The sequence below is a fragment of the Pseudomonas corni genome (assembly GCF_057128765.1).
The window spans coordinates 245,320-264,654 of the sequence record NZ_JBSKHW010000001.1 but is presented as its reverse complement, the minus strand read 5'-3'; the positions used below and the strand labels follow the sequence as shown (position 1 = coordinate 264,654).

Here is a 19,335-nt window from a genome sequence, read left to right as displayed (position 1 = left end):
TACAATAAAAAGACAATGCGTTTATGTACTGGCTGTCACGTTTGTACTGTCCCTGTACGGTGCAGGCGCCTATCGAATCGAGCAGCTACGCCAGACTCCACGTGTAGCGGTTTGCACGTTTGGGCACTGCATGCCAACGGCTGCAAGCTTTAGTGCGCTGCGGTAAGTCATACCCCTAACGGGTGGTCACAACGACGAAGGCAGCTATCGATTAGCATGCTAACGGACTAGACTGAACGACCTTTCCCGCTGACATTTCAGCGGGACAATCTGTCAGTTTGGGTTCCTGTCTTGACCAGTCTCAATCAAACCAGACCGGACATCCGCAGCGTCTTGTTCGCGCTGATGATGGCCGTTTTTCTCAGTGCGCTGGATCAGACCATTGTTGCGGTCTCGATGCCGGCCATTTCCGCTCAATTCAATGACTTCGACCTCCTTGCCTGGGTAATCTCCGCCTACATGGTGGCGTTGACTGTGGCCGTGCCTATCTACGGCAAATTGGGCGACTTGTATGGCCGCCGGCGCCTGATGCTGTTTGGGCTGGGCACGTTCACGGTGGCGTCGCTTTTCTGCGGCATGGCGCAAAGCATGGAGCAGCTGGTTCTGGCCAGAGTGCTGCAGGGCATCGGTGCAGGCGGCATGGTGTCGGTCAGTCAGGCGATCATCGGCGATATCGTTCCACCCCGCGAACGTGGTCGCTATCAGGGATACTTCAGCGGGATGTACGCGGCCGCCAGCGTCGCCGGCCCCGTGCTCGGCGGTTTCATGACTGAATACGTGTCGTGGCGCTGGGTGTTCTTCATCAATCTGCCACTGGGCCTCGCCGCTTGGTGGGTGGCGCGCAAGACGCTGGTAGGCCTGCCGATACCGCAGCGCAAACCGATAATCGACTACCTCGGCACCGTGTTGATGATTATCGGCCTGACCGCATTGCTTTTGGGTATCACTGAAATCGGCCAGGGGCACAGTTGGCGCGATCAAGGGGTGCTTGCTCAGCTGGGCGTGGCCTTGCTTGCGCTGGCGTTGTTCGTGATCTACGAACGCCGTACCGCCGAGCCGCTGCTGCCGATGCACCTGTTCACCAATCGCAGCGCAGTACTGTGCTGGTGCACGATTTTCTTCACCAGTTTTCAGGCGATCTCGCTGATCGTGCTGCTGCCGTTGCGTTTTCAGACGGTGACCGGTGGCGGCGCGGACAGTGCTGCGCTGCATCTGATGCCGCTGGCAATCGGTATGCCGATGGGTGCTTATTTTGGTGGGCGTCGCACTTCGCTGACCGGGCGCTACAAGCCGATCATTTTTACCGGCGCGCTGTTGATGCCGCTGGCTATCGCGGGCATTGCGTTCACGCCGCCGCAATCGGTAGTGTTGACGGGTCTTTTCATGGTGTTGACCGGGATTGCCAGCGGGCTGCAGTTCCCGACGTCGCTGGTGGGCACGCAGAATTCGGTCGAAGCCAAAGACATGGGCGTGGCGACCAGTACCACCAATCTGTTTCGGTCGTTGGGCGGCGCTGTCGGCGTCGCGTCGATGTCCGCATTGTTGTTGGCGATGCTGGCAGGTTCGGGCGTGGCCAATCCTGGTAGCGGTCCAATCGCGGGCGAAGGCGCATCCGGCAACGTGCTGATGGACAGCTTGCACGCCGCGAGTGGGCCAGCCCTTGAGTTGCTGCGTGGCCAACTGGCGACAACGTTCCAGCAATTATTGCTGGTCAGCGCGGCAGTCTCCTTATTAGGTCTGGCCGCCGCAGCGTCGATGCCTAATCACCTGTTGCGCGGTCGGGGCGACAAGGATCGCTAAAGCGCTGAGCGGGGATTTACGTCCTCGCTCAGCCGTTGTAGTAACCGACAGCAACCAGAAAGTTACCCACTTTGCGCATGTAAGCGTGCTTGTGCTCGATCTTGCTAGTGACTGGATTACGCCAACGGTATTCGTATTCGCCTTCACTCTGCTTCTTGAGTATTTCCAGCATCGGCAGGCCCACGGGCTTGCCTTCGGGGTCCTTGACCTTGCTGAAGTCAGTGTTCACCAGCCTCAAATTGGTGCCGTGGGCGACGTAGCGTTTGGTGTCGGTGTTGACCACGAATACGTAGAGATCGTCCTGCAGGAATCCGCCCTTCAAGCTGTTGATCGCATCAAGGGTACCCTTCTCGTCTGCAACCAGCGCTTTGGATGCTTTATCGAGTAGCGCCTTGGCTTGCGCCGGTGCTGCTCGGGGCAGGTAGTAACCGACCGCTAGCACACGATTGGCCACGCGCTGAAAGTAAACACGCTTGCGCTCGATTTTTCCGTCTGCCCAGTTCTGCCAGCGATATTCGGCCTGTTGAACACCCGCACTTTCCGGCGTTTGCAGGACTTGCTTGAAGCTTTTTTGCAGCTCCGGGTCCAGTACTGAGGACACGTCGCGGCCGATCAGCACTACCGATGGCCCGCCGCTGGCCAGCATGATGCCGTTGGTATCCGTCACGAACACATAGCGCTCGCCGTCGACAAATTCGCCTTGGCGGCTGAATTCAGCCAGCGCCTTGTCTCCTTCCTGACGGTACCGGGCAACGGCTTTTTCCAAAAGGGCCTTGGCGGCGGGCGCTTCTTGCGCTTCGTCACCGGCCGCCCACAGCTGGCTTGCGCACAGACAGGCGAGCAATGCGACAACGGCTTTTCTGACAGCATGACTTCTGGTTACAGGCAGCATCGCCGACCCTCGTTGTTATTGGTTTTGTAGGAGCATTCGGCTCACAGCGTAGCCGGGGAATAACGATGAGGAAGGATTCGTGACGTTGATGCATTGAATCTTCTACGCGCATGGATTCTGTCGGGCGGCTGAAGGATGCTCGGTATTAGGTAAAAGGTAAGTAAACCGACTGTTCAATCGGCGGGGACCAAGGTATAGATGCAGGCTAAGCGCCATGCAGTTATAGTCGAGCGGATTGATAAACAGGGCAGCCTGTATCGACGTTCGAGCCCTGCGCATGGACTCGATCGGTAGTTGTTTAGTGCCCTAGCCGCGCAAGGCCGGGCTCAGGCGAAGCATATCCAGGACAGTGTCCACAAGGCGCTCGGCTTCCTCAAACAGTGAAAAGCTGTCTGGAACCAACAGCCACTGGCCTAGGATGCCGTCTATATACGCATGTAAACAGATCGCTCCGCGTACGGGATTCAAATCGGCAGGTAACTGCCCCCGACGTACGGCATTACTCAGCGTCAGGGCAATGCGCTCGTTGCAGTCCAGAGAAATGATCTGACGCTGACGACGCATGTCACACATCTCATCGGTGAATTCGATCTTGTGGAAGAGAATTTCATTGATGCGACGGGTTTTGGGGTCCATTGCAACTTGTTGAAACAAATGAACCAGAAGTTTACGCATCCAGCCCAGTGGGTCGACTTCGTCCTCACTTTCGCTGTTCTTGGCCATTTCCTCCAGCGGCTCATGCAGGCTGTCGAGCATCGCCTGTACCAAATCCGACTTGTTGCTAAAGTGCCAGTAAATCGCGCCACGGGTCACGCCCGCCAAAGCGGCAATGTCTGCCAGGGTGGTCCTGGCGACGCCTCGCTCGTAAAAAGCCTGTTCCGCCGCTTCCATGATCTGTTTGCGGGTTTCCTGGGCTTCTTCTTTGGTACGTCGGACCATGGCAGTAATACCTCGATGAATTTCCTTCATGCTGTCCGGCCTGTTGGCCTGGACAGCTCGCCGGGCGGCCCTTGTATCGCCTTGTCCCAGCCTTGCTATAGGTCACTTGCTGCGCCTGATTGTCGCAGGCCTGGGTATTTACAAACAACCGTGAACGTAAGTATATTCATTAGCTTGCTACTTATCCAGCCGGAAAACGTTTTCGCCCTTTCCACTTTCATGAGCGCTAGCTCCTGACCCGAGGATCTACATGCAATTCAAGCCAGCTGTTACCGTACTGGTCACTGCCGTCGCCCTGGCATCGCTGCTCAGCGGATGCAGCAAAAAGGAAGAAGCGGCCGCTGCACCACCGCCCCCTCAGGTCGGCGTAGTTACCCTCAAAACCCAGCCCTATACCCTGACCACCGAATTGCCGGGGCGCACCAATGCATTCCGTGCAGCTGAAGTGCGTCCGCAGGTCAACGGCATCATTCTCAAACGCCTGTTTACTGAAGGCGCCGACGTCAAGGCCGGTCAGCAGCTGTATCAGATCGACCCATCGGTTTACCAAGCGACCCTGGACAGCGCCAAGGCGACGTTCCAGTCGAGTAACTCGCTGGCCGGTCGCTATAAGCAGTTGATCAACGAACAGGCCGTCAGCCGTCAGGAATACGACACCGCCGTGGGCTCTGCCCGTGAAGCTCAGGCTGCTGTGCAGACCGCCGAAATCAACCTGCGCTACACCAAAGTGTACGCGCCGATTTCCGGCCGAATCGGTCGCTCTGCCGTGACCGAAGGCGCATTGGTCAGCAACGGCCAGACTGATGCGATGGCAATCATCCAGCAGCTCGATCCAATCTACGTCGACGTCGTTCAATCGTCCGTTGACATGCTGCGCCTGCGCCGCGATCTGGAATCCGGCAAATTGCAAAAAGCCGGTGACAACGCTGCCAAGGTCAAGCTGACACTGGAGGACAACAGCGTTTATGGCCAGGAAGGCAAGCTCGAGTTTTCGGAAGTGTCGGTCGATCAGACCACCGGTTCCGTTACCTTGCGCGCTATATTTCCGAACCCTGAACACCGCCTGCTGCCAGGCATGTTCGTTCACGCCAAGTTGCAATCGGGTGTAGCCGCTCAAGCGATTCTGGTTCCGCAACAAGCCGTGACACGCGATCTGAAAGGCACGCCGACAGCGTTGATCGTCAATCAGGACAACAAGGTTGAATTGCGCACCCTGGTCGCTAATCGCACTGACGGCACCAACTGGCTGGTTGAGAAAGGCCTTAACGCTGGCGATCGTGTCATCACCGAAGGTCTGCAATTCGTCAAGCCTGGCGCAGAAGTGAAAGTCACAGACGCCAAGAACGTGACAACTGCAGACCCCGCCCCGGCCGCTGCTCCGGCAACCGAAAAAGCCGCAGGTAGTAAAGGGGAGTAATTCATGTCGAAATTTTTTATCGACCGACCGATTTTCGCGTGGGTAATTGCCCTCGTGATTATGCTGGTTGGGGCTCTATCGATCCTCAAGTTGCCGATCAACCAATACCCGGCCATCGCGCCGCCTGCCATCGCGATCCAGGTCACGTACCCAGGCGCTTCTGCACAAACCGTGCAGGACACCGTGGTTCAGGTCATCGAGCAACAGCTCAACGGTATCGATAACCTGCGTTATGTGTCGTCGGAAAGTAACTCCGACGGCAGCATGACCATTACCGCTACCTTCAACCAGGGCACCAACCCGGACACCGCGCAGGTTCAGGTCCAGAACAAACTGAACCTGGCAACCCCACTGCTGCCGCAAGAAGTGCAGCAGCAGGGCATCCGTGTGACCAAAGCGGTGAAGAACTTCCTGATGGTGATCGGTTTGATCTCCGAAGACGGAAGCATGGGCAAGGAAGACCTGGCCAACTACATCGTTTCCAACATGCAGGATCCGATCTCCCGGACCTCCGGTGTAGGTGATTTCCAGGTCTTCGGTGCGCAGTACGCCATGCGTATCTGGCTCGACCCTGCCAAGTTGAACAACTTCCAGCTGACTCCAGTCGATGTACGCACTGCCGTTTCGGCGCAGAACGTTCAGGTTTCGTCCGGTCAGTTGGGTGGCTTGCCAGCGGTCAAAGACCAACAGCTCAACGCCACCATCATCGGCAAGACTCGTCTGCAGACCGCAGAGCAGTTCGGCAACATCCTGCTCAAGGTCAACCGCGACGGCAGCCAGGTGCGCATCAAAGATGTGGGCAAGGTCGGTCTGGGTGCTGAGAACTACAGCATCGACGCACAGATCAACGGCAAGGCGGCTTCCGGCCTGGCGATCAAACTCGCAACCGGCGCCAACGCTCTGGACACGGCCAAGGCCATCCGGGCAACCGTTGCGCAACTCGAGCCGTTCTTCCCGCCTGGGATGAAGGCCGTTTACCCGTACGACACCACGCCAGTGACCAGCGAATCGATCAACGGGGTAGTGCATACCCTCGGTGAAGCGATCGTGCTGGTGTTCCTGGTGATGTATCTGTTCCTGCAGAACTTCCGCGCCACCATCATTACCACGATGACGGTTCCGGTCGTATTGCTCGGTACGTTCGGCATCCTTGCGGCCGCTGGTTTCTCCATCAACACCCTGACCATGTTCGGCATGATCCTGGCCATCGGCTTGCTGGTGGACGATGCGATTGTGGTGGTAGAGAACGTCGAGCGGGTGATGGCAGAGGAGAAACTTTCGCCTCGAGATGCCACGATCAAATCCATGGAGCAGATTCAGGGTGCGCTGGTCGGTATCGCCATGGTGCTGTCTGCGGTTCTGCTGCCAATGGCATTCTTCGGCGGTTCCACAGGCGTGATCTACAAGCAGTTCTCGATCACCATCGTTTCGGCGATGGCCCTGTCGGTACTGGTTGCGCTGATTTTCACTCCGGCCCTGTGCGCCACCATGCTCAAGCCAATCGACCACGAGAAACACGGTCAGCCTAAACGCGGCTTCTTCGGCTGGTTCAACCGCACCTTCGATCGCAGCGTTGTCAGCTACGAACGCGGTGTCGGCAACATGCTGCGCCACAAGATCCCGGCGTATCTGGTTTACCTGCTGATCTTCGCCGGCATGATCTGGATGTTCATGCGCATCCCGTCCACGTTCCTGCCAGAAGAAGACCAGGGCGTCATTTTCGCCCAGGTCCAGACGCCAGCGGGTTCATCGGCAGCCCGGACACAAGCGGTGCTGGACGAAGCGCGGACCTACTTGCTCGACAAGGAATCGGCAGCGGTTCAATCGGTCTTCACCGTGAACGGCTTCAACTTCGCCGGTCGTGGTCAGAGCTCTGCGTTGGCGTTTATTCTGCTCAAGCCATGGGCCGATCGTGACGACGATAACAGCGTATTTGCGCTGGCCAAGCGGGCACAGACGCACTTCTTCACCTTCCGCGATGCACTGTCGTTTGCCGTGGTTCCGCCTTCGGTTCTGGAACTGGGTAACGCCACCGGTTTCGACTTCTATCTGCAGGATCAGGGTGGCGTAGGCCATGCCAAGTTGATGGAAGCGCGTGCGCAGTTCATGGGCCTGGCGTCTCAAAGCAAGATACTGGCGGGCGTTCGTCCTAACGGTCTGAACGACGAGCCTCAGTATCAACTGAAGATCGACGACGAACGCGCAAGCGCTCTGGGTGTGTCGTTGACCGACATCAACACCACCATGTCCGTCGCCTTTGGTGGTAGCTACATCAACGACTTCATCGACCGTGGTCGTGTGAAGAAGGTGTATGTGCAAGGTCAGCCTGATGCGCGAATGAAGCCAGAGGACCTGGAGAAGTGGTACGTGCGCAACAGCGCAGGTGACATGGTGCCGTTCTCTGCCTTCGCCAGTGGCGAGTGGGTCTACGGTTCACCGAAGCTGTCACGCTACAACGGCGTACCGGCAGAGGAGATCCTGGGTACTCCGGCACCAGGCTACAGCTCTGGTCAGGCCATGGATGAAGTCGAAGCACTGGTGAAAAAATTGCCAGCGGGTATCGGCTACTCATGGACCGGTCTGTCCTATGAAGAACGTCTCTCGGGATCGCAGGCACCTACGCTGTACGCCATTTCGATTCTGGTGGTGTTCCTTTGTCTTGCGGCACTGTATGAAAGCTGGTCGATTCCGATTGCGGTCCTGCTGGTCATTCCGCTCGGCGTCATCGGTGCGCTCCTGGCCACAAGCCTGCGGGGTCTGTCCAACGACGTGTTCTTCCAGGTGGGCCTCTTGGTGACGGTGGGTCTGGCGGCGAAAAACGCCATCCTCATCGTCGAGTTCGCCAAAGAGCTGCACGAGCAAGGCAAGAGTCTGGTGGATGCGGCGATTGAAGCGTGCCGCATGCGTCTGCGACCGATCATCATGACGTCCATGGCGTTCATCCTTGGGGTTGTGCCGCTGGCGATTTCCAGCGGTGCCGGTTCGGGTGGTCAGCACTCCATCGGTACGGGTGTAATCGGCGGTATGATCACCGCCGTGGTCCTGGCGATCTTCTGGGTGCCACTGTTCTTTGTATCGATCTCCGGACTGTTCAAGAGCAAACAGCGACATACCACTCCAAAAGACACCACCCCACACGACGAGGCTGGCCAATGAGCAAGTCCCTGATCTCGCTGGCAGTTTCCGCGTTCATTCTCGGCGGCTGCTCGTTGATCCCCGATTACAACCAGCCTGCCGCGCCGGTCGCCGCACAGTATCCGCAAGGGCCGGCCTACTCGCCGGCGCAAGCGGCCAACGTCGCGGCAGCCGAACAAGGCTGGCGTCAGTTCTTCCATGATCCTGCGCTGCAGCAGTTGATCCAGACCTCGCTGGTCAATAACCGCGACCTGCGTGTCGCGGCCTTGAACATCGATGCCTACCGGGCGCAGTACCGCATTCAACGTGCGGACCTGTTCCCGGCTGTGAATGCAGAAGGCAGCGGCACCCGTCAGCGAGTGCCGGCAGACTTGTCGCAAACGGGCCAGGCGGGTATTACCAGTCAGTATTCGGTCGGTTTGGGCATTAGTGCCTACGAGCTGGATCTGTTCGGGCGCATTCGCAGCCTCAGCGAGCAAGCGCTGCAGCAGTACTTCGCAACTGAAGAAGCGCGTCGCAGCACGCAAATCAGCCTGGTGGCCAGCGTCGCCAACGCTTATCTGACCTGGCAGGCGGACAAGGAACTGCTCAAGCTGACCCAGGACACCCTGGGTGCGTTTGAAGAAAGTTACCGTCTGACCTCGCGCAGCAGTGAAGTCGGCGTGGCCTCGGCGCTGGATCTGGCGCAATCGCGCACCTCGGTAGAAAGCGCTCGCGTGAGCCTCTCGCGCTACGAGCGTCAGGTTGCTCAGGACGTGAATAACCTGACGTTGTTGCTCGGCACAGCCCTGCCGCAGAACCTGCCGCCTTCCAAGCCGCTGAGCAATGACCTGCTGACTGAGTTGCCACCGGGCCTGCCTTCGGATCTGTTGCAGCGTCGTCCCGACATCCTGCAAGCCGAATACAACTTGAAAGCGGCCAACGCGAACATCGGCGCAGCCCGTGCAGCGTTCTTCCCGAGCATCAGCCTGACGGCCAGTGCCGGTACGGCCAGCGGCGACTTGAGCGGCCTGTTCAAAGGTGGTTCGGGTACGTGGTTGTTCACGCCGCAGATCAACCTGCCGATCTTCAACGCTGGCAGCCTGCGGGCGAGCCTGGATTACTCGAAGATCCAGAAGGACATCGGCGTGGCTAATTACGAGAAGACGATTCAGACCGCGTTCCAGGAAGTCTCCGACGGCTTGACTTCACGTAAGACGTTCAAGGATCAACTTCAGGCGCAGAGCGATTTCGTGCAGGCCAACCAGGATTACTACCGTCTGGCCGAGCGACGTTATCGCATCGGGATCGACAGCAACCTGACTTTCCTCGATGCCCAACGCTCGTTGTTCAGCGCGCAGCAGTCGTTGATCACTGATCGCCTGTCTCAACTGACAAGCGAAGTCAACTTGTACAAGGCGCTTGGCGGTGGCTGGTATGAGCAGACTCCGACTGGTCAGAAGCAACCGACCGCAGGTGATGTACCAAAAATGCGGATGTTCTGATCTAACACGGCAACAAAAAACCCACCGATCGGTGGGTTTTTTTATGGCCGTTCACTTATTAATTTTGGGAGAGGTCAGAGCACCCGCGGGAGCGGACCCGTCCGCGAATGCTATCTGCCAATCGACACATTTCTATCGGACCCACCGGCTTCTTCGCGGACAGGTCCGTTCCCACAAAATCGGAGTGTGACTCAACTCAACAAAAACTCGGTCACGCGCAGAGTAAATACCTGCCCCAGTTCCACGCTGGACAGGTGCGCCGCGTAATAGTCGGATAGCTGCGTGCCGTGGATGTGGTTTTGCAGGTAATGCCCATCCGCGACTGTCGTGACCGCATCATGGCTGCCGCAGATGATCAGCGTATCGACCGTGATAGCGGCGACCTGTTTGAGGAAATCCGCATCGCGCACCGCAGCGCAACACGCTGCATACCCCTGCGGGGAGGTCGCGGCCAGCACGTCGGTCACGGCTTTCACCTTATCGGGATGCTGCTGCGTAAATTCGGGCGTGAACCAACGCTGCGGCGCAGTCGAAGCCAGCGTCACCATTCCCTGCGCGTCTTCACTCTCCAGCAACCCGATCCGCTGGTTCCAAATCTCGGGCGTGCCGATCTTCGCAGCGGTGTTGCACAGGATCAGCTTGTGCAGACGGTCGTTGGCGTGAATCCCCAACCACTGACCGATCAGCCCGCCCATCGACAAGCCGCAAAAGTGTGCACGTTCAATGTTGAGAGAATCCAGCAGCGCCAGCACGTCCTGACCCAGCTGCTCAATCGTGTACGGCCCTTGGCTGACCAGAGATTTGCCGTGGCCACGGGTGTCATAGCGCAGCACCCGAAACGTTTTGCTGAGCGCCTCAACTTGCGCGTCCCACATGTGCAGATCTGTACCGAGAGAATTGGACAGCACCAACACCGGAGCGCCTTGCGGGCCCTCGATCTGGTAGTGCATTTCACCGTCATCAAGTTGTACGAAAGCCATGGCAGCCCCTCTTTATTTGAGCACTCAGGTGATCGTTAGCGAATTGAAGTATGGATGACGCGCGCCCGGATACAGGCGCGCGCAGATCAATCAATGATCTTCGTGCAGATAAGCAGGTTGTTTAGGCAGACGCAGACTAAACAGGAACGCAATGGCCATCATCACCGTGACGTACCAGTAGAACGTGTTTTCGATGCCTGCGTTCTTGAAGCTCAAAGCCACGAACTCAGCCGAGCCCCCGAAAATGGCGTTAGCCACGGCGTACGCCAGGCCCACACCCAGTGCCCGCACTTGCACCGGGAACATCTCGGCTTTGACCAGACCGCTGATGGACGTATAAAAACTGACAATCGCCAGCGCCAGAGTGATCAGCACGAATGCGAGTACTGGGCTAGTGGTGGTTTTAAGTGTCATCAGCAGCGGCACGGTGCACAACGTGCCCAGGGCTCCGAACCACAACATCGAGTTGCGTCGACCGATTTTGTCAGCCAGTGCCCCGAACGCAGGCTGCATGCACATGTACAGGAACAGCGCGCCGGTCATGATGTAGCTGGCGATTTTCGGGTCCATGTGCACGGTGTTCACGAGGTATTTCTGCATGTATGTGGTGAACGTGTAGAAAATCAGCGAACCACCTGCGGTGTACCCCAGCACGGTGATGAATGCAGTCTTGTGGTGTTTGAACAGGGCGGCGATGCTGCCGGCGTCCTTGTCCTGACGGGCTTCAGCGGTGGTTGTTTCTTTCAGCGTGCGACGCAGCAGCAACGAGATCACTGCGGCAATGGCGCCAACCACGAACGGGATACGCCAGCCGTAGGCCTTGAGCTCATCGGAACTGAGAAATTGCTGCAGGATGACAACGGTCAAAACGGCCAGCAACTGGCCCCCGATCAGAGTCACGTATTGGAATGATGCGAAGAATCCACGCTGCCCCCGCAACGCGACTTCACTCATATAGGTCGCAGTGGTGCCGTATTCGCCACCGACCGACAGGCCCTGAAACAGGCGCGCCATCAACAGCAGCGCCGGTGCCCAGGCGCCGATCTGCGCGTAGGTTGGCAGACAGGCGATGACCAGCGAACCTGCGCACATCATCAGGACCGAAATCATCATCGAGTTTTTGCGGCCGTGCTTGTCGGCCACGCGGCCAAACAACCAGCCGCCGATTGGACGCATCAGAAAGCCTGCTGCAAACACGCCAGCGGTGTTGAGCAATTGAACAGTCGGGTCATCAGACGGGAAGAACGCAGGAGCGAAATAGATCGCGCAGAAGGCGTAAACGTAAAAGTCGAACCATTCGACGAGGTTGCCCGAAGAGGCGCCCACAATCGCAAAAATCCTCTTGCGCCGCTCTTCACCGGTGTAGTGAGTCGTTGTCATTATTTTTTCCCCAGTTTTGAAAACAGCCGGTTAAAGCCGGCCATAAGCTGCCAGTCTACGACATAACCAGTAACACTAAGACTTAAGCAGTAAGTCTCATCCATCACAAGAACAATCACCCAAGCCCGCGATTCGCCTGTTCGTGGAGGCGGTCGCGGACCTGGGTGATTGAATGTGCAGAAGATGTTTTATCGTTCGATCGCCAATGCCAGCCCCTGCCCCACGCCGACACACATCGTTGCCAGGCCTTTGGTGCCGCCGGTTTTTTCCAGCTGATGCAAGGCGGTCAATACCAGTCTCGCGCCACTCATGCCCAAGGGATGGCCCAACGAAATAGCGCCGCCGTTGGGGTTCACTTTCAAAGAATCGTCAGCGATTCCCAGTTCACGCATCACCGCCAGGCCTTGGCTGGCAAACGCCTCGTTGAGCTCGATGACGTCGAAATCCGACACCGCCAACCCCAGACGCTCAACCAGTTTGCGCACTGCAGGCACCGGGCCGATGCCCATGACGCGTGGCTCGACCCCGGCGCTCGCCATGCCAAGCACTCGTGCCCGTGGCGTCAGGCCGTGTTTTTTTACCGCTTCGGCAGATGCCAGTATCAGCGCGACAGCGCCGTCGTTAAGCCCGGCCGCATTACCTGCCGTCACGGTATTGCCTGCACCGTTCACCGGTTTGAGTTTGCTCAGGCCTTCCAGGCTGGTGTCGGCGCGCGGATGCTCGTCTTTATCGACCACCGTTTCGCCCTTCTTGTGGGCGATTCGAACCGGGACGATCTCTTCAGCAAAAAAACCTGACGTTTGCGCTGCTGCTGCACGCTGTTGACTGCGCAGGGCGAAGGCGTCCTGATCCTCACGTGAGACCTTGAAGTCTGCGGCGACGTTATCGCCGGTCTGCGGCATGGTTTCGACGCCGTATTGGTCCTTCATCTGTGGATTAACGAAGCGCCAGCCCAGGGTCGTATCCTCGAGCTTCTGGCCACGGCCAAAAGCGGTGTCGGCCTTGCCCATGACAAACGGAGCGCGAGACATCGACTCGACCCCGCCAGCAATCGCCAGCTCAATTTCGCCACAGGCAATGGCGCGAAACGCTGTACCGACCGCATCCAGACCCGAAGCGCACAGGCGGTTGAGCGTCACGCCGGGGACAGTTTCCGGCAGGCCGGCCAACAACAGCGCCATGCGCGCGACGTTACGGTTGTCTTCACCCGCCTGGTTGGCGCAGCCGAGAAACACTTCGTCGACCTCGCTCCAGTTCACCGAAGGGTTGCGCTCCATCAGCGCTTTAATTGGCAGCGCTGCCAGGTCGTCCGCTCGAACCGTGGCAAGTGCCCCACCGAAACGGCCGATTGGAGTGCGAATCGCGTCGCAGATAAAAACGTCACGCATCATGCTTCTCCCGGTTCTTGACCGTAAGCGGCAGCGGTTCTCGCTTCCAGATATCGGCCGCAGCAGGAATCAAATGAGTGAAGCCTTCCAGCGCAACGGTGTCGCCATCGTTGACGAATTGCTTCGCGGCGTCGTGCAGGGAAATGATTTCAACCATGAGGTGCTCCAGGTTCATACGCTCAATGATGAACAGCGCGATGAAATGCGCTGGAATGAGATTGAGGTTATGCCTGGGCGTGGAGGTGAACAATCCGGTAATCGACTAAGTGTTCGATTACCGAACAACTTAAGCCGAGCTTCCGATTTCTGTAGGAGCGAACTTGTTCGCGAGAGATTTACCCGATACGCCGCATTGATCGTCTCGCCAACAAGTTGGCTCCTACAGGGCTACTCACTCACGTAAACAACTGCGTACTCAGATCCCGGCTGGCATCGAGCATGATCGGCAGGAATTTCTGTTCCAGCTCGTTGCGCGTCACGCGCCCAGCGCTGGTGCTGACGTTCAGCGCCGCCAGTACCTGACCAGACGCGTCATAGACTGGCACTGCAATAGAACGCAAGCCCTGCTCCAACTCTTGATCAACGATGCACCAACCCTGCTGACGAACTTGCTGCAGGCATTCAAGCAGGGCATCAGCGGTACGTAATGTCCGGCTGGTTTTGGGCTGAAGGTCAACGTGATCAAGGTATTCGTGCAGCGAGACATCGTCCAGTGCTGCCAGAAGAATCCGTCCCATGGACGTGCAGTAGGCCGGTAATCGGCCGCCGACGGCGAGGTCTACCGAAATCAGGCGTTGCGTGGTGGCCGAGCGGGCGATGTACAAGATATCGTCGCCTTCAAGTGTCGCCATATTGCACGCCTCATGCAGCTGGTTACTCATCCGGTCAAGGTACGGCTGCGACGACACCGCCAATGGCGTTGACGATAAATAGGCGTGCCCCAGGGTCAGCACTTTTGGCAGCAGCGAGTAGGTTCGGCCATCGGTGGTGGCGTAACCCAGTTTGATGAGTGTGTGCAAACACCGGCGAACGGCGGCGCGAGGGATTTCGGTGCGGTGACTGATCTGCGCGATAGTCAGGTGCCGCTTGCGCTCCTGGAATGCATGAATCACCGCCAGTCCACGGGCCAGTGAGGTCATGAAATCCGGGTCACCCGTGAGCGCCTGAATCCGCTTGGCAGGTGAAGCTACGATGGGCGGCGCCAGTGAGGAAAAGGAATTACGCAGTTGATCGTTCATTTCTCGATACCGTTCGTCGTGGCTTGCACAGCCATACAGATCACCACTCTCGCCTTTGTGTGAGGCGCTGGCAAGCAGGTTTTGGGCGATTATCGAACCACTGACCGATAATCGCATTTGACCCGTGGAGGCGTTGCTTATACCTTTTACACGCCGCTATGTGGCTTCTTGGCAATACTGGTCAGGTACCCACTGAGAAGTCCCAGGCACGGCCTTGCTAACCGCGAGGCCGTTTTTGTTTCTTGCGTGTCATTTCAATGCATTGCGAAATATGACTTGTATGAAACCTGACACAACTGCCAAAAACATTTGACGTGTGCTTCGCACTGAAATTATGTCGCCAGAAATTTGTCTTCGAGTGCCTGTCATTTGAATAACAACTTTCGTCATAATTTTGCCTTCCGTAACTTCGGAATCTTCGTACAAAAAAACATTAGGTTTCTGCGCTAATAGAAAGTCGCGAACATGGGCGGTTGACACTTTCAACAGTCTTGGAGATAGTAGCGAGCAATTGACGCGCTATACCGTTGCGACGTGATTCAGCCAGTGCCTACCGGTTCGGTTTCAATCATGCGACGCATGCTTCGCGAGTGTGCATTGAGCAGCGATAGACAGGCCAGAAGCCTGGTCAATCCGCCAGCGGCCTGGCAACCCAAAAAGAATGTCGCTACGACAGATGTGTTGTTCTGGTGCTCGTAGCCGCAGTGGCAGAAGTGATTATTTCATTGGTTGAAAGCGCACGCCGGGCAGTTATCCAACAGCCTGATCGCTGACAACATTCAACACTTCTCACCCCCGCGTCGTCACCAGAATCCATTCAAACTAAATAAGGTAACACCGTGACCAAAGATGAACTGCGCGCGGAACTAGAGCGCCAGGAACAACGTTTCAAGGATGTATACGGCGGGGAAGTCACGACCTACGCCGCACAACCCGAGCCGGAACGCAAACCCTGGCGCAAAAGAGCTAGCCTGCTGGATCAAGCATTTCAGCAAGAGCTGCAAAAAATGGAAAAAGAGCTCAAAGAAGAGCCGTGATTGCCTTGACCCTGGGCGCCGATAAATTTTTCCTCGCCTGATGGTCGCTTATCGCTCCAACCCGGTTTAAAGCAAGGCTTCCCGTCCCAGCTACTGTTGAAGAGCGGGGGCTTGTATTTTGCTTGCGTACTGGAAGTCAACAGGTGTGCGGGCCTGAAATTTCGTTGCAGGTTGCTACCAATTAGCAGCGTGCCTATCGATTAGTTTTTTTTCTGTCATAATCCCGCCCCCTTAAGACCGGGTCAGAAAACCTTCCATGATCGATTTATTCAGCGGACTGGATGCTTGGGTAATTGTGAGCCTGGTGCTCGCCCTCGCTTTCGTCCTCACCTTCGAGTTCATCAACGGCTTTCATGACACCGCAAATGCGGTGGCGACAGTCATCTACACCAAAGCCATGCCGCCGCATCTGGCTGTATTCTTTTCCGGGGTATTCAACTTCCTCGGGGTATTGCTCGGCGGTGTGGGTGTGGCTTATGCCATCGTCCACTTGCTGCCGGTCGAGTTGCTGATCAACGTTAATACCGGTCATGGCCTGGCGATGGTGTTCTCGCTACTGGCAGCCGCCATCACCTGGAACCTTGGTACCTGGTATTTCGGTATCCCTGCTTCCAGTTCCCACACCTTGATCGGTTCGATTTTAGGCGTAGGCCTGGCCAACGCCTTGATCAACGACATTCCCCTGTCAGACGGCGTCAACTGGCAAAAAGCGATCGATATCGGCGCATCGCTGGTGTTCTCGCCGCTGGCGGGCTTCATCGTCGCGGCACTCGGGCTACTTGCCCTGAAAGCCTGGCGGCCCTTGTCGAATATGCACAAGACACCCGACATGCGCCGCAAGAGCAATGACAAAAAGAAACATCCGCCCTTCTGGAATCGCCTGGTATTGGTTATTTCCGCCATGGCGGTCAGCTTCGTACACGGCTCCAACGACGGACAGAAAGGCATTGGCCTAATCATGCTGGTGCTAATCGGGATCGTGCCTGCGCAGTTCGTACTTGATCTGAGCAGCACCACTTACCAGATCGAACGCACCCGTGATGCGACTCAGCATTTGAGCCAGTTCTATCAGCGCAACAACGCCACGCTGGGCGAATATCTGGCGTTGGGAAAATCGCAAACGGGTGATCTGCCAGAGCGTTTCAGCTGCAATCCGGAACAGACCGAACCCACCATCGACGCCCTTCTGACCAACTTGAAAGGTGTGTCCGACTACCGCGCCATCTCGCCGGAACACCGGATCGAAGTGCGCCGCTACCTGTTGTGCCTGGACGATACCGCGCGCAAGGTCGGCAAGCTGCCGACGCTTGATGCCCGCGAGAAATCCGATCTCGACAAGCTGCGCAAAGACCTGACAACCACCACCGAATACGCGCCATTCTGGGTGATTTTCGCAGTGGCGCTGGCGTTGGGCATTGGTACCATGGTCGGCTGGAAACGCGTTGTACTGACCATCGGCGAGAAGATCGGAAAGCAAGGCATGACCTATGCGCAAGGCATGTCAGCGCAGATCACCACCGCCTGCGCCATTGCGGCCGCTAACGTTTTCGCCTTGCCGGTTTCGACGACGCACATTTTGTCGTCGGGTGTAGCAGGCACGATGGTCGCTAACAAAAGCGGCCTTCAAGGTGGCACCGTGCGCAACATTCTGCTGGCGTGGGTCCTTACCTTACCGGCCACTGTCGCGCTCTCTGCCGGGTTGTTCTGGCTGGCGTCCAAAGCGCTGGCGTAAGAGCTAAGTAATACAAACCTGTGGGAGCGGACCGGTCCGCGAAGAAGTCAGTTCACTCGACATAGCGTTCGAATGTATTGGCCCCTTCGCGGACAGGTCCGCTCCCACAAGTGTTTTAGGGCTTTATTTGCGTTTTTTACCTGTACCCAACAGCGACCCCATCAAACCGCGCACCAAGTCCCGCCCGATCTGATTGGCCGCAGTACGCATTGCGCTCTTCATTGCCTGCCCTGCCAGCCCACCCAGAAATCCGCCCGCCATATCAGCGAAACCTCCTCCCTCTTCCTTGGCCGTTGCTGCGTCTGGATCTGGGGCAGCGACTTTACGTGCCATCAGCATTTCATAGGCCGATTCCCGGTCCACTGGCTTGTCATAGCGACCGGCTAACGGCGACTGGGCAATCAAACTGGCGCGTTCAGCTTCGCTCAACGGCCCAATTCGCGACTGAGGCGGCGCGATCAGAACACGCCGGACTACCTCAGGGGTGCCCTTTTCCTGCAACGTGCCGACCAAGGCCTCACCCGTGCCCAGCTCGGTAAGCACCGCCAGCGCGTCAAACTCAGGGTTGGGACGAAAGCCCTCCGCCACGGCACGCAGTGACCTTTGCTCTTTGCTGGTGAACGCGCGCAACCCGTGCTGAATGCGCAGTCCCAGTTGCGCAAGAATGGTGTCGGGCAAATCGCTAGGTGACTGAGTGACGAAATAAACGCCAACCCCTTTTGAACGAATCAATCTGACGACCTGCTCCAGGCGCTCCTGCAACGCCTTGGGCGTGTCGGCAAACAGCAAATGCGCTTCATCGAAGAACAGCGCGAGCAACGGCTTGTCAGCATCGCCTCGCTCTGGCAACTGCTCGAATAATTCGGCGAGTAGCCATAGTAAAAACGTGGCGTACACCTTTGGTGCTTCATGTACCAGACGACTGGCATCGAGCAGATGAATCCGCCCCCGACCATCGCTGCCGGGTTGCAATATGTCTTCAAGCTGTAGCGCAGGTTCACCGAACAACGCCTCGGCGCCTTGCTGTTCAAGCACTGCCAAACGACGAAGCAACGCCTGACTGGAACCGGTGGTCATCAAGGCGCTGTCTTCACCCAATAACTCCGGATGCTCACGCAGGTGATTGAGCAGCGCCTTGAGATCCTTGATGTCTAATAGCAACATCCCTTCACGGTCGGCTACCTTGAACGCAGCGTACAACGTGGATTGCTGGCTGTCGGTCAGCTCCAGCAGGCTACCAAGCAAGAGCGGGCCCATTTCCGACAAGGTTGTGCGCAGAGGATGTCCCGACTGACCGTGTACGTCCCACAAGGTAACGGGATAACCCTGTGGACGATGATTCAGCCATGACATGCTGGCAATTCGCTCAGCAATCTTGCCTTGGGGATTGCCGGCAGCACCTAACCCACACAAATCGCCCTTGATGTCGGCAGCAAACACTGCAACACCGGCATCGCTGAATGCTTCGGCCAACCGCTGCAAGGTGACGGTTTTACCAGTCCCCGTAGCACCGGCAATCAATCCATGGCGATTAGCCAAACGCAGCGCTTGGCCTACCGGCTGCCCATCGAGACTGGCGCCAAAGACAATTTGTTGAGAGTCAGGCATATCATTCCCCGCCATTTTGAAAGTGAGTATTCATAGCACGCCGACATCCTGCGAGCGCAACCCCGCCTCACGCCTACGAACAGGTGTGTCCCGTTCAGGCCGTTTTGTTCACTCTAGCCGAGACCGCTTCCACCTGTTGAAACAGCAGGCAGCCTGCGCGCTGCTGACCGAACAACTATTATTTACAGTGGTCAACACATCGCATGACAAAACACCCCGCAGACGTAAATGCACCTCGCCGCCGCGACCATTCTGAGGGCCGTGACCGATGGCAGTCTGCGCGAACGAGGTGATGAACAGGCGCT

General features: G+C 57.3%; 13 protein-coding genes and 1 pseudogene. 6 read left to right on the top strand and 8 right to left on the bottom strand.

Features of this window, described 5'->3' with window-relative positions; all coding sequences use genetic code 11:
* The first annotated feature begins 291 nt into the window (after positions 1-291).
* Complete coding sequence (locus tag ACWKV9_RS01140; RefSeq protein WP_483834253.1) at positions 292-1,800, top strand: MDR family MFS transporter; 1,509 nt, start codon at positions 292-294, stop codon at positions 1,798-1,800.
* Between the two features lie 28 nt (positions 1,801-1,828).
* Here the strand turns inward: ACWKV9_RS01140 and ACWKV9_RS01135 are convergent, their stop codons facing one another.
* Both ACWKV9_RS01135 and ACWKV9_RS01130 read right to left on the bottom strand, forming a co-directional pair.
* Entirely contained in the window at positions 1,829-2,692 is an 864-nt protein-coding gene (locus ACWKV9_RS01135; protein ID WP_483834252.1) for a cache domain-containing protein, read from the bottom strand.
* Between the two features lie 306 nt (positions 2,693-2,998).
* On the bottom strand, positions 2,999-3,631 hold the full coding sequence (locus tag ACWKV9_RS01130; protein ID WP_483834251.1) for a TetR family transcriptional regulator: 633 nt from the start codon (positions 3,629-3,631) through the stop codon (positions 2,999-3,001).
* A 250-nt stretch (positions 3,632-3,881) separates the two neighbouring features.
* Between ACWKV9_RS01130 and ACWKV9_RS01125 the strand changes: the two genes are divergently transcribed.
* From ACWKV9_RS01125 to adeC, 3 genes are read left to right on the top strand one after another with little or no spacing between them, the layout of a single operon-like run.
* Positions 3,882-5,048, top strand: coding sequence for an efflux RND transporter periplasmic adaptor subunit (locus ACWKV9_RS01125; RefSeq protein ID WP_483834250.1), 1,167 nt, complete (start codon positions 3,882-3,884; stop codon positions 5,046-5,048).
* A 3-nt stretch (positions 5,049-5,051) separates the two neighbouring features.
* A complete protein-coding gene (locus ACWKV9_RS01120) occupies positions 5,052-8,204 on the top strand; it encodes an efflux RND transporter permease subunit (protein ID WP_483834249.1) in 3,153 nt (1,050 codons plus the stop codon).
* A complete protein-coding gene (gene adeC, locus ACWKV9_RS01115; RefSeq protein ID WP_483834248.1) occupies positions 8,201-9,667 on the top strand; it encodes an AdeC/AdeK/OprM family multidrug efflux complex outer membrane factor in 1,467 nt (488 codons plus the stop codon). Before ACWKV9_RS01120 ends, adeC begins: the two co-directional genes overlap by 4 nt.
* A 191-nt stretch (positions 9,668-9,858) precedes the next feature.
* Here adeC and pcaD read toward each other — a convergent pair whose 3' ends face one another.
* The 5 genes and pseudogenes from pcaD to pcaR all read right to left on the bottom strand — a co-directional run bounded on the left by pcaD (position 9,859) and on the right by pcaR (position 14,653).
* Complete coding sequence (gene pcaD, locus ACWKV9_RS01110; RefSeq protein ID WP_483834247.1) at positions 9,859-10,647, bottom strand: 3-oxoadipate enol-lactonase; 789 nt, start codon at positions 10,645-10,647, stop codon at positions 9,859-9,861.
* Between the two features lie 90 nt (positions 10,648-10,737).
* On the bottom strand, positions 10,738-12,027 hold the full coding sequence (locus tag ACWKV9_RS01105) for an MFS family transporter (RefSeq protein ID WP_483834246.1): 1,290 nt from the start codon (positions 12,025-12,027) through the stop codon (positions 10,738-10,740).
* 188 nt (positions 12,028-12,215) lie between these two features.
* Positions 12,216-13,418: a 3-oxoadipyl-CoA thiolase gene (gene pcaF, locus ACWKV9_RS01100; protein WP_483834245.1), complete on the bottom strand. Its 1,203-nt coding sequence runs from the start codon at positions 13,416-13,418 to the stop codon at positions 12,216-12,218.
* Between the two features lie 52 nt (positions 13,419-13,470).
* Positions 13,471-13,572, bottom strand: a pseudogene (locus ACWKV9_RS01095) (CoA transferase subunit A); the annotation flags it as partial.
* A gap of 238 nt (positions 13,573-13,810) precedes the next feature.
* A complete protein-coding gene (pcaR, locus tag ACWKV9_RS01090; RefSeq protein WP_483834244.1) occupies positions 13,811-14,653 on the bottom strand; it encodes a pca regulon transcriptional regulator PcaR in 843 nt (280 codons plus the stop codon).
* An 839-nt stretch (positions 14,654-15,492) separates the two neighbouring features.
* On the opposite strand from pcaR, the gene ACWKV9_RS01085 reads away from it, so the two are divergent.
* Entirely contained in the window at positions 15,493-15,690 is a 198-nt protein-coding gene (locus tag ACWKV9_RS01085; protein ID WP_483834243.1) for a hypothetical protein, read from the top strand.
* Between the two features lie 256 nt (positions 15,691-15,946).
* Complete coding sequence (locus ACWKV9_RS01080) at positions 15,947-17,422, top strand: inorganic phosphate transporter (protein ID WP_483834242.1); 1,476 nt, start codon at positions 15,947-15,949, stop codon at positions 17,420-17,422.
* 123 nt (positions 17,423-17,545) lie between these two features.
* Here the strand turns inward: ACWKV9_RS01080 and ACWKV9_RS01075 are convergent, their stop codons facing one another.
* Positions 17,546-19,030 (bottom strand): helicase HerA-like domain-containing protein, encoded by a 1,485-nt coding sequence (locus tag ACWKV9_RS01075; protein ID WP_483834241.1) that lies wholly within the window; start codon positions 19,028-19,030, stop codon positions 17,546-17,548.
* Between the last annotated feature and the right edge of the window lie 305 nt (positions 19,031-19,335).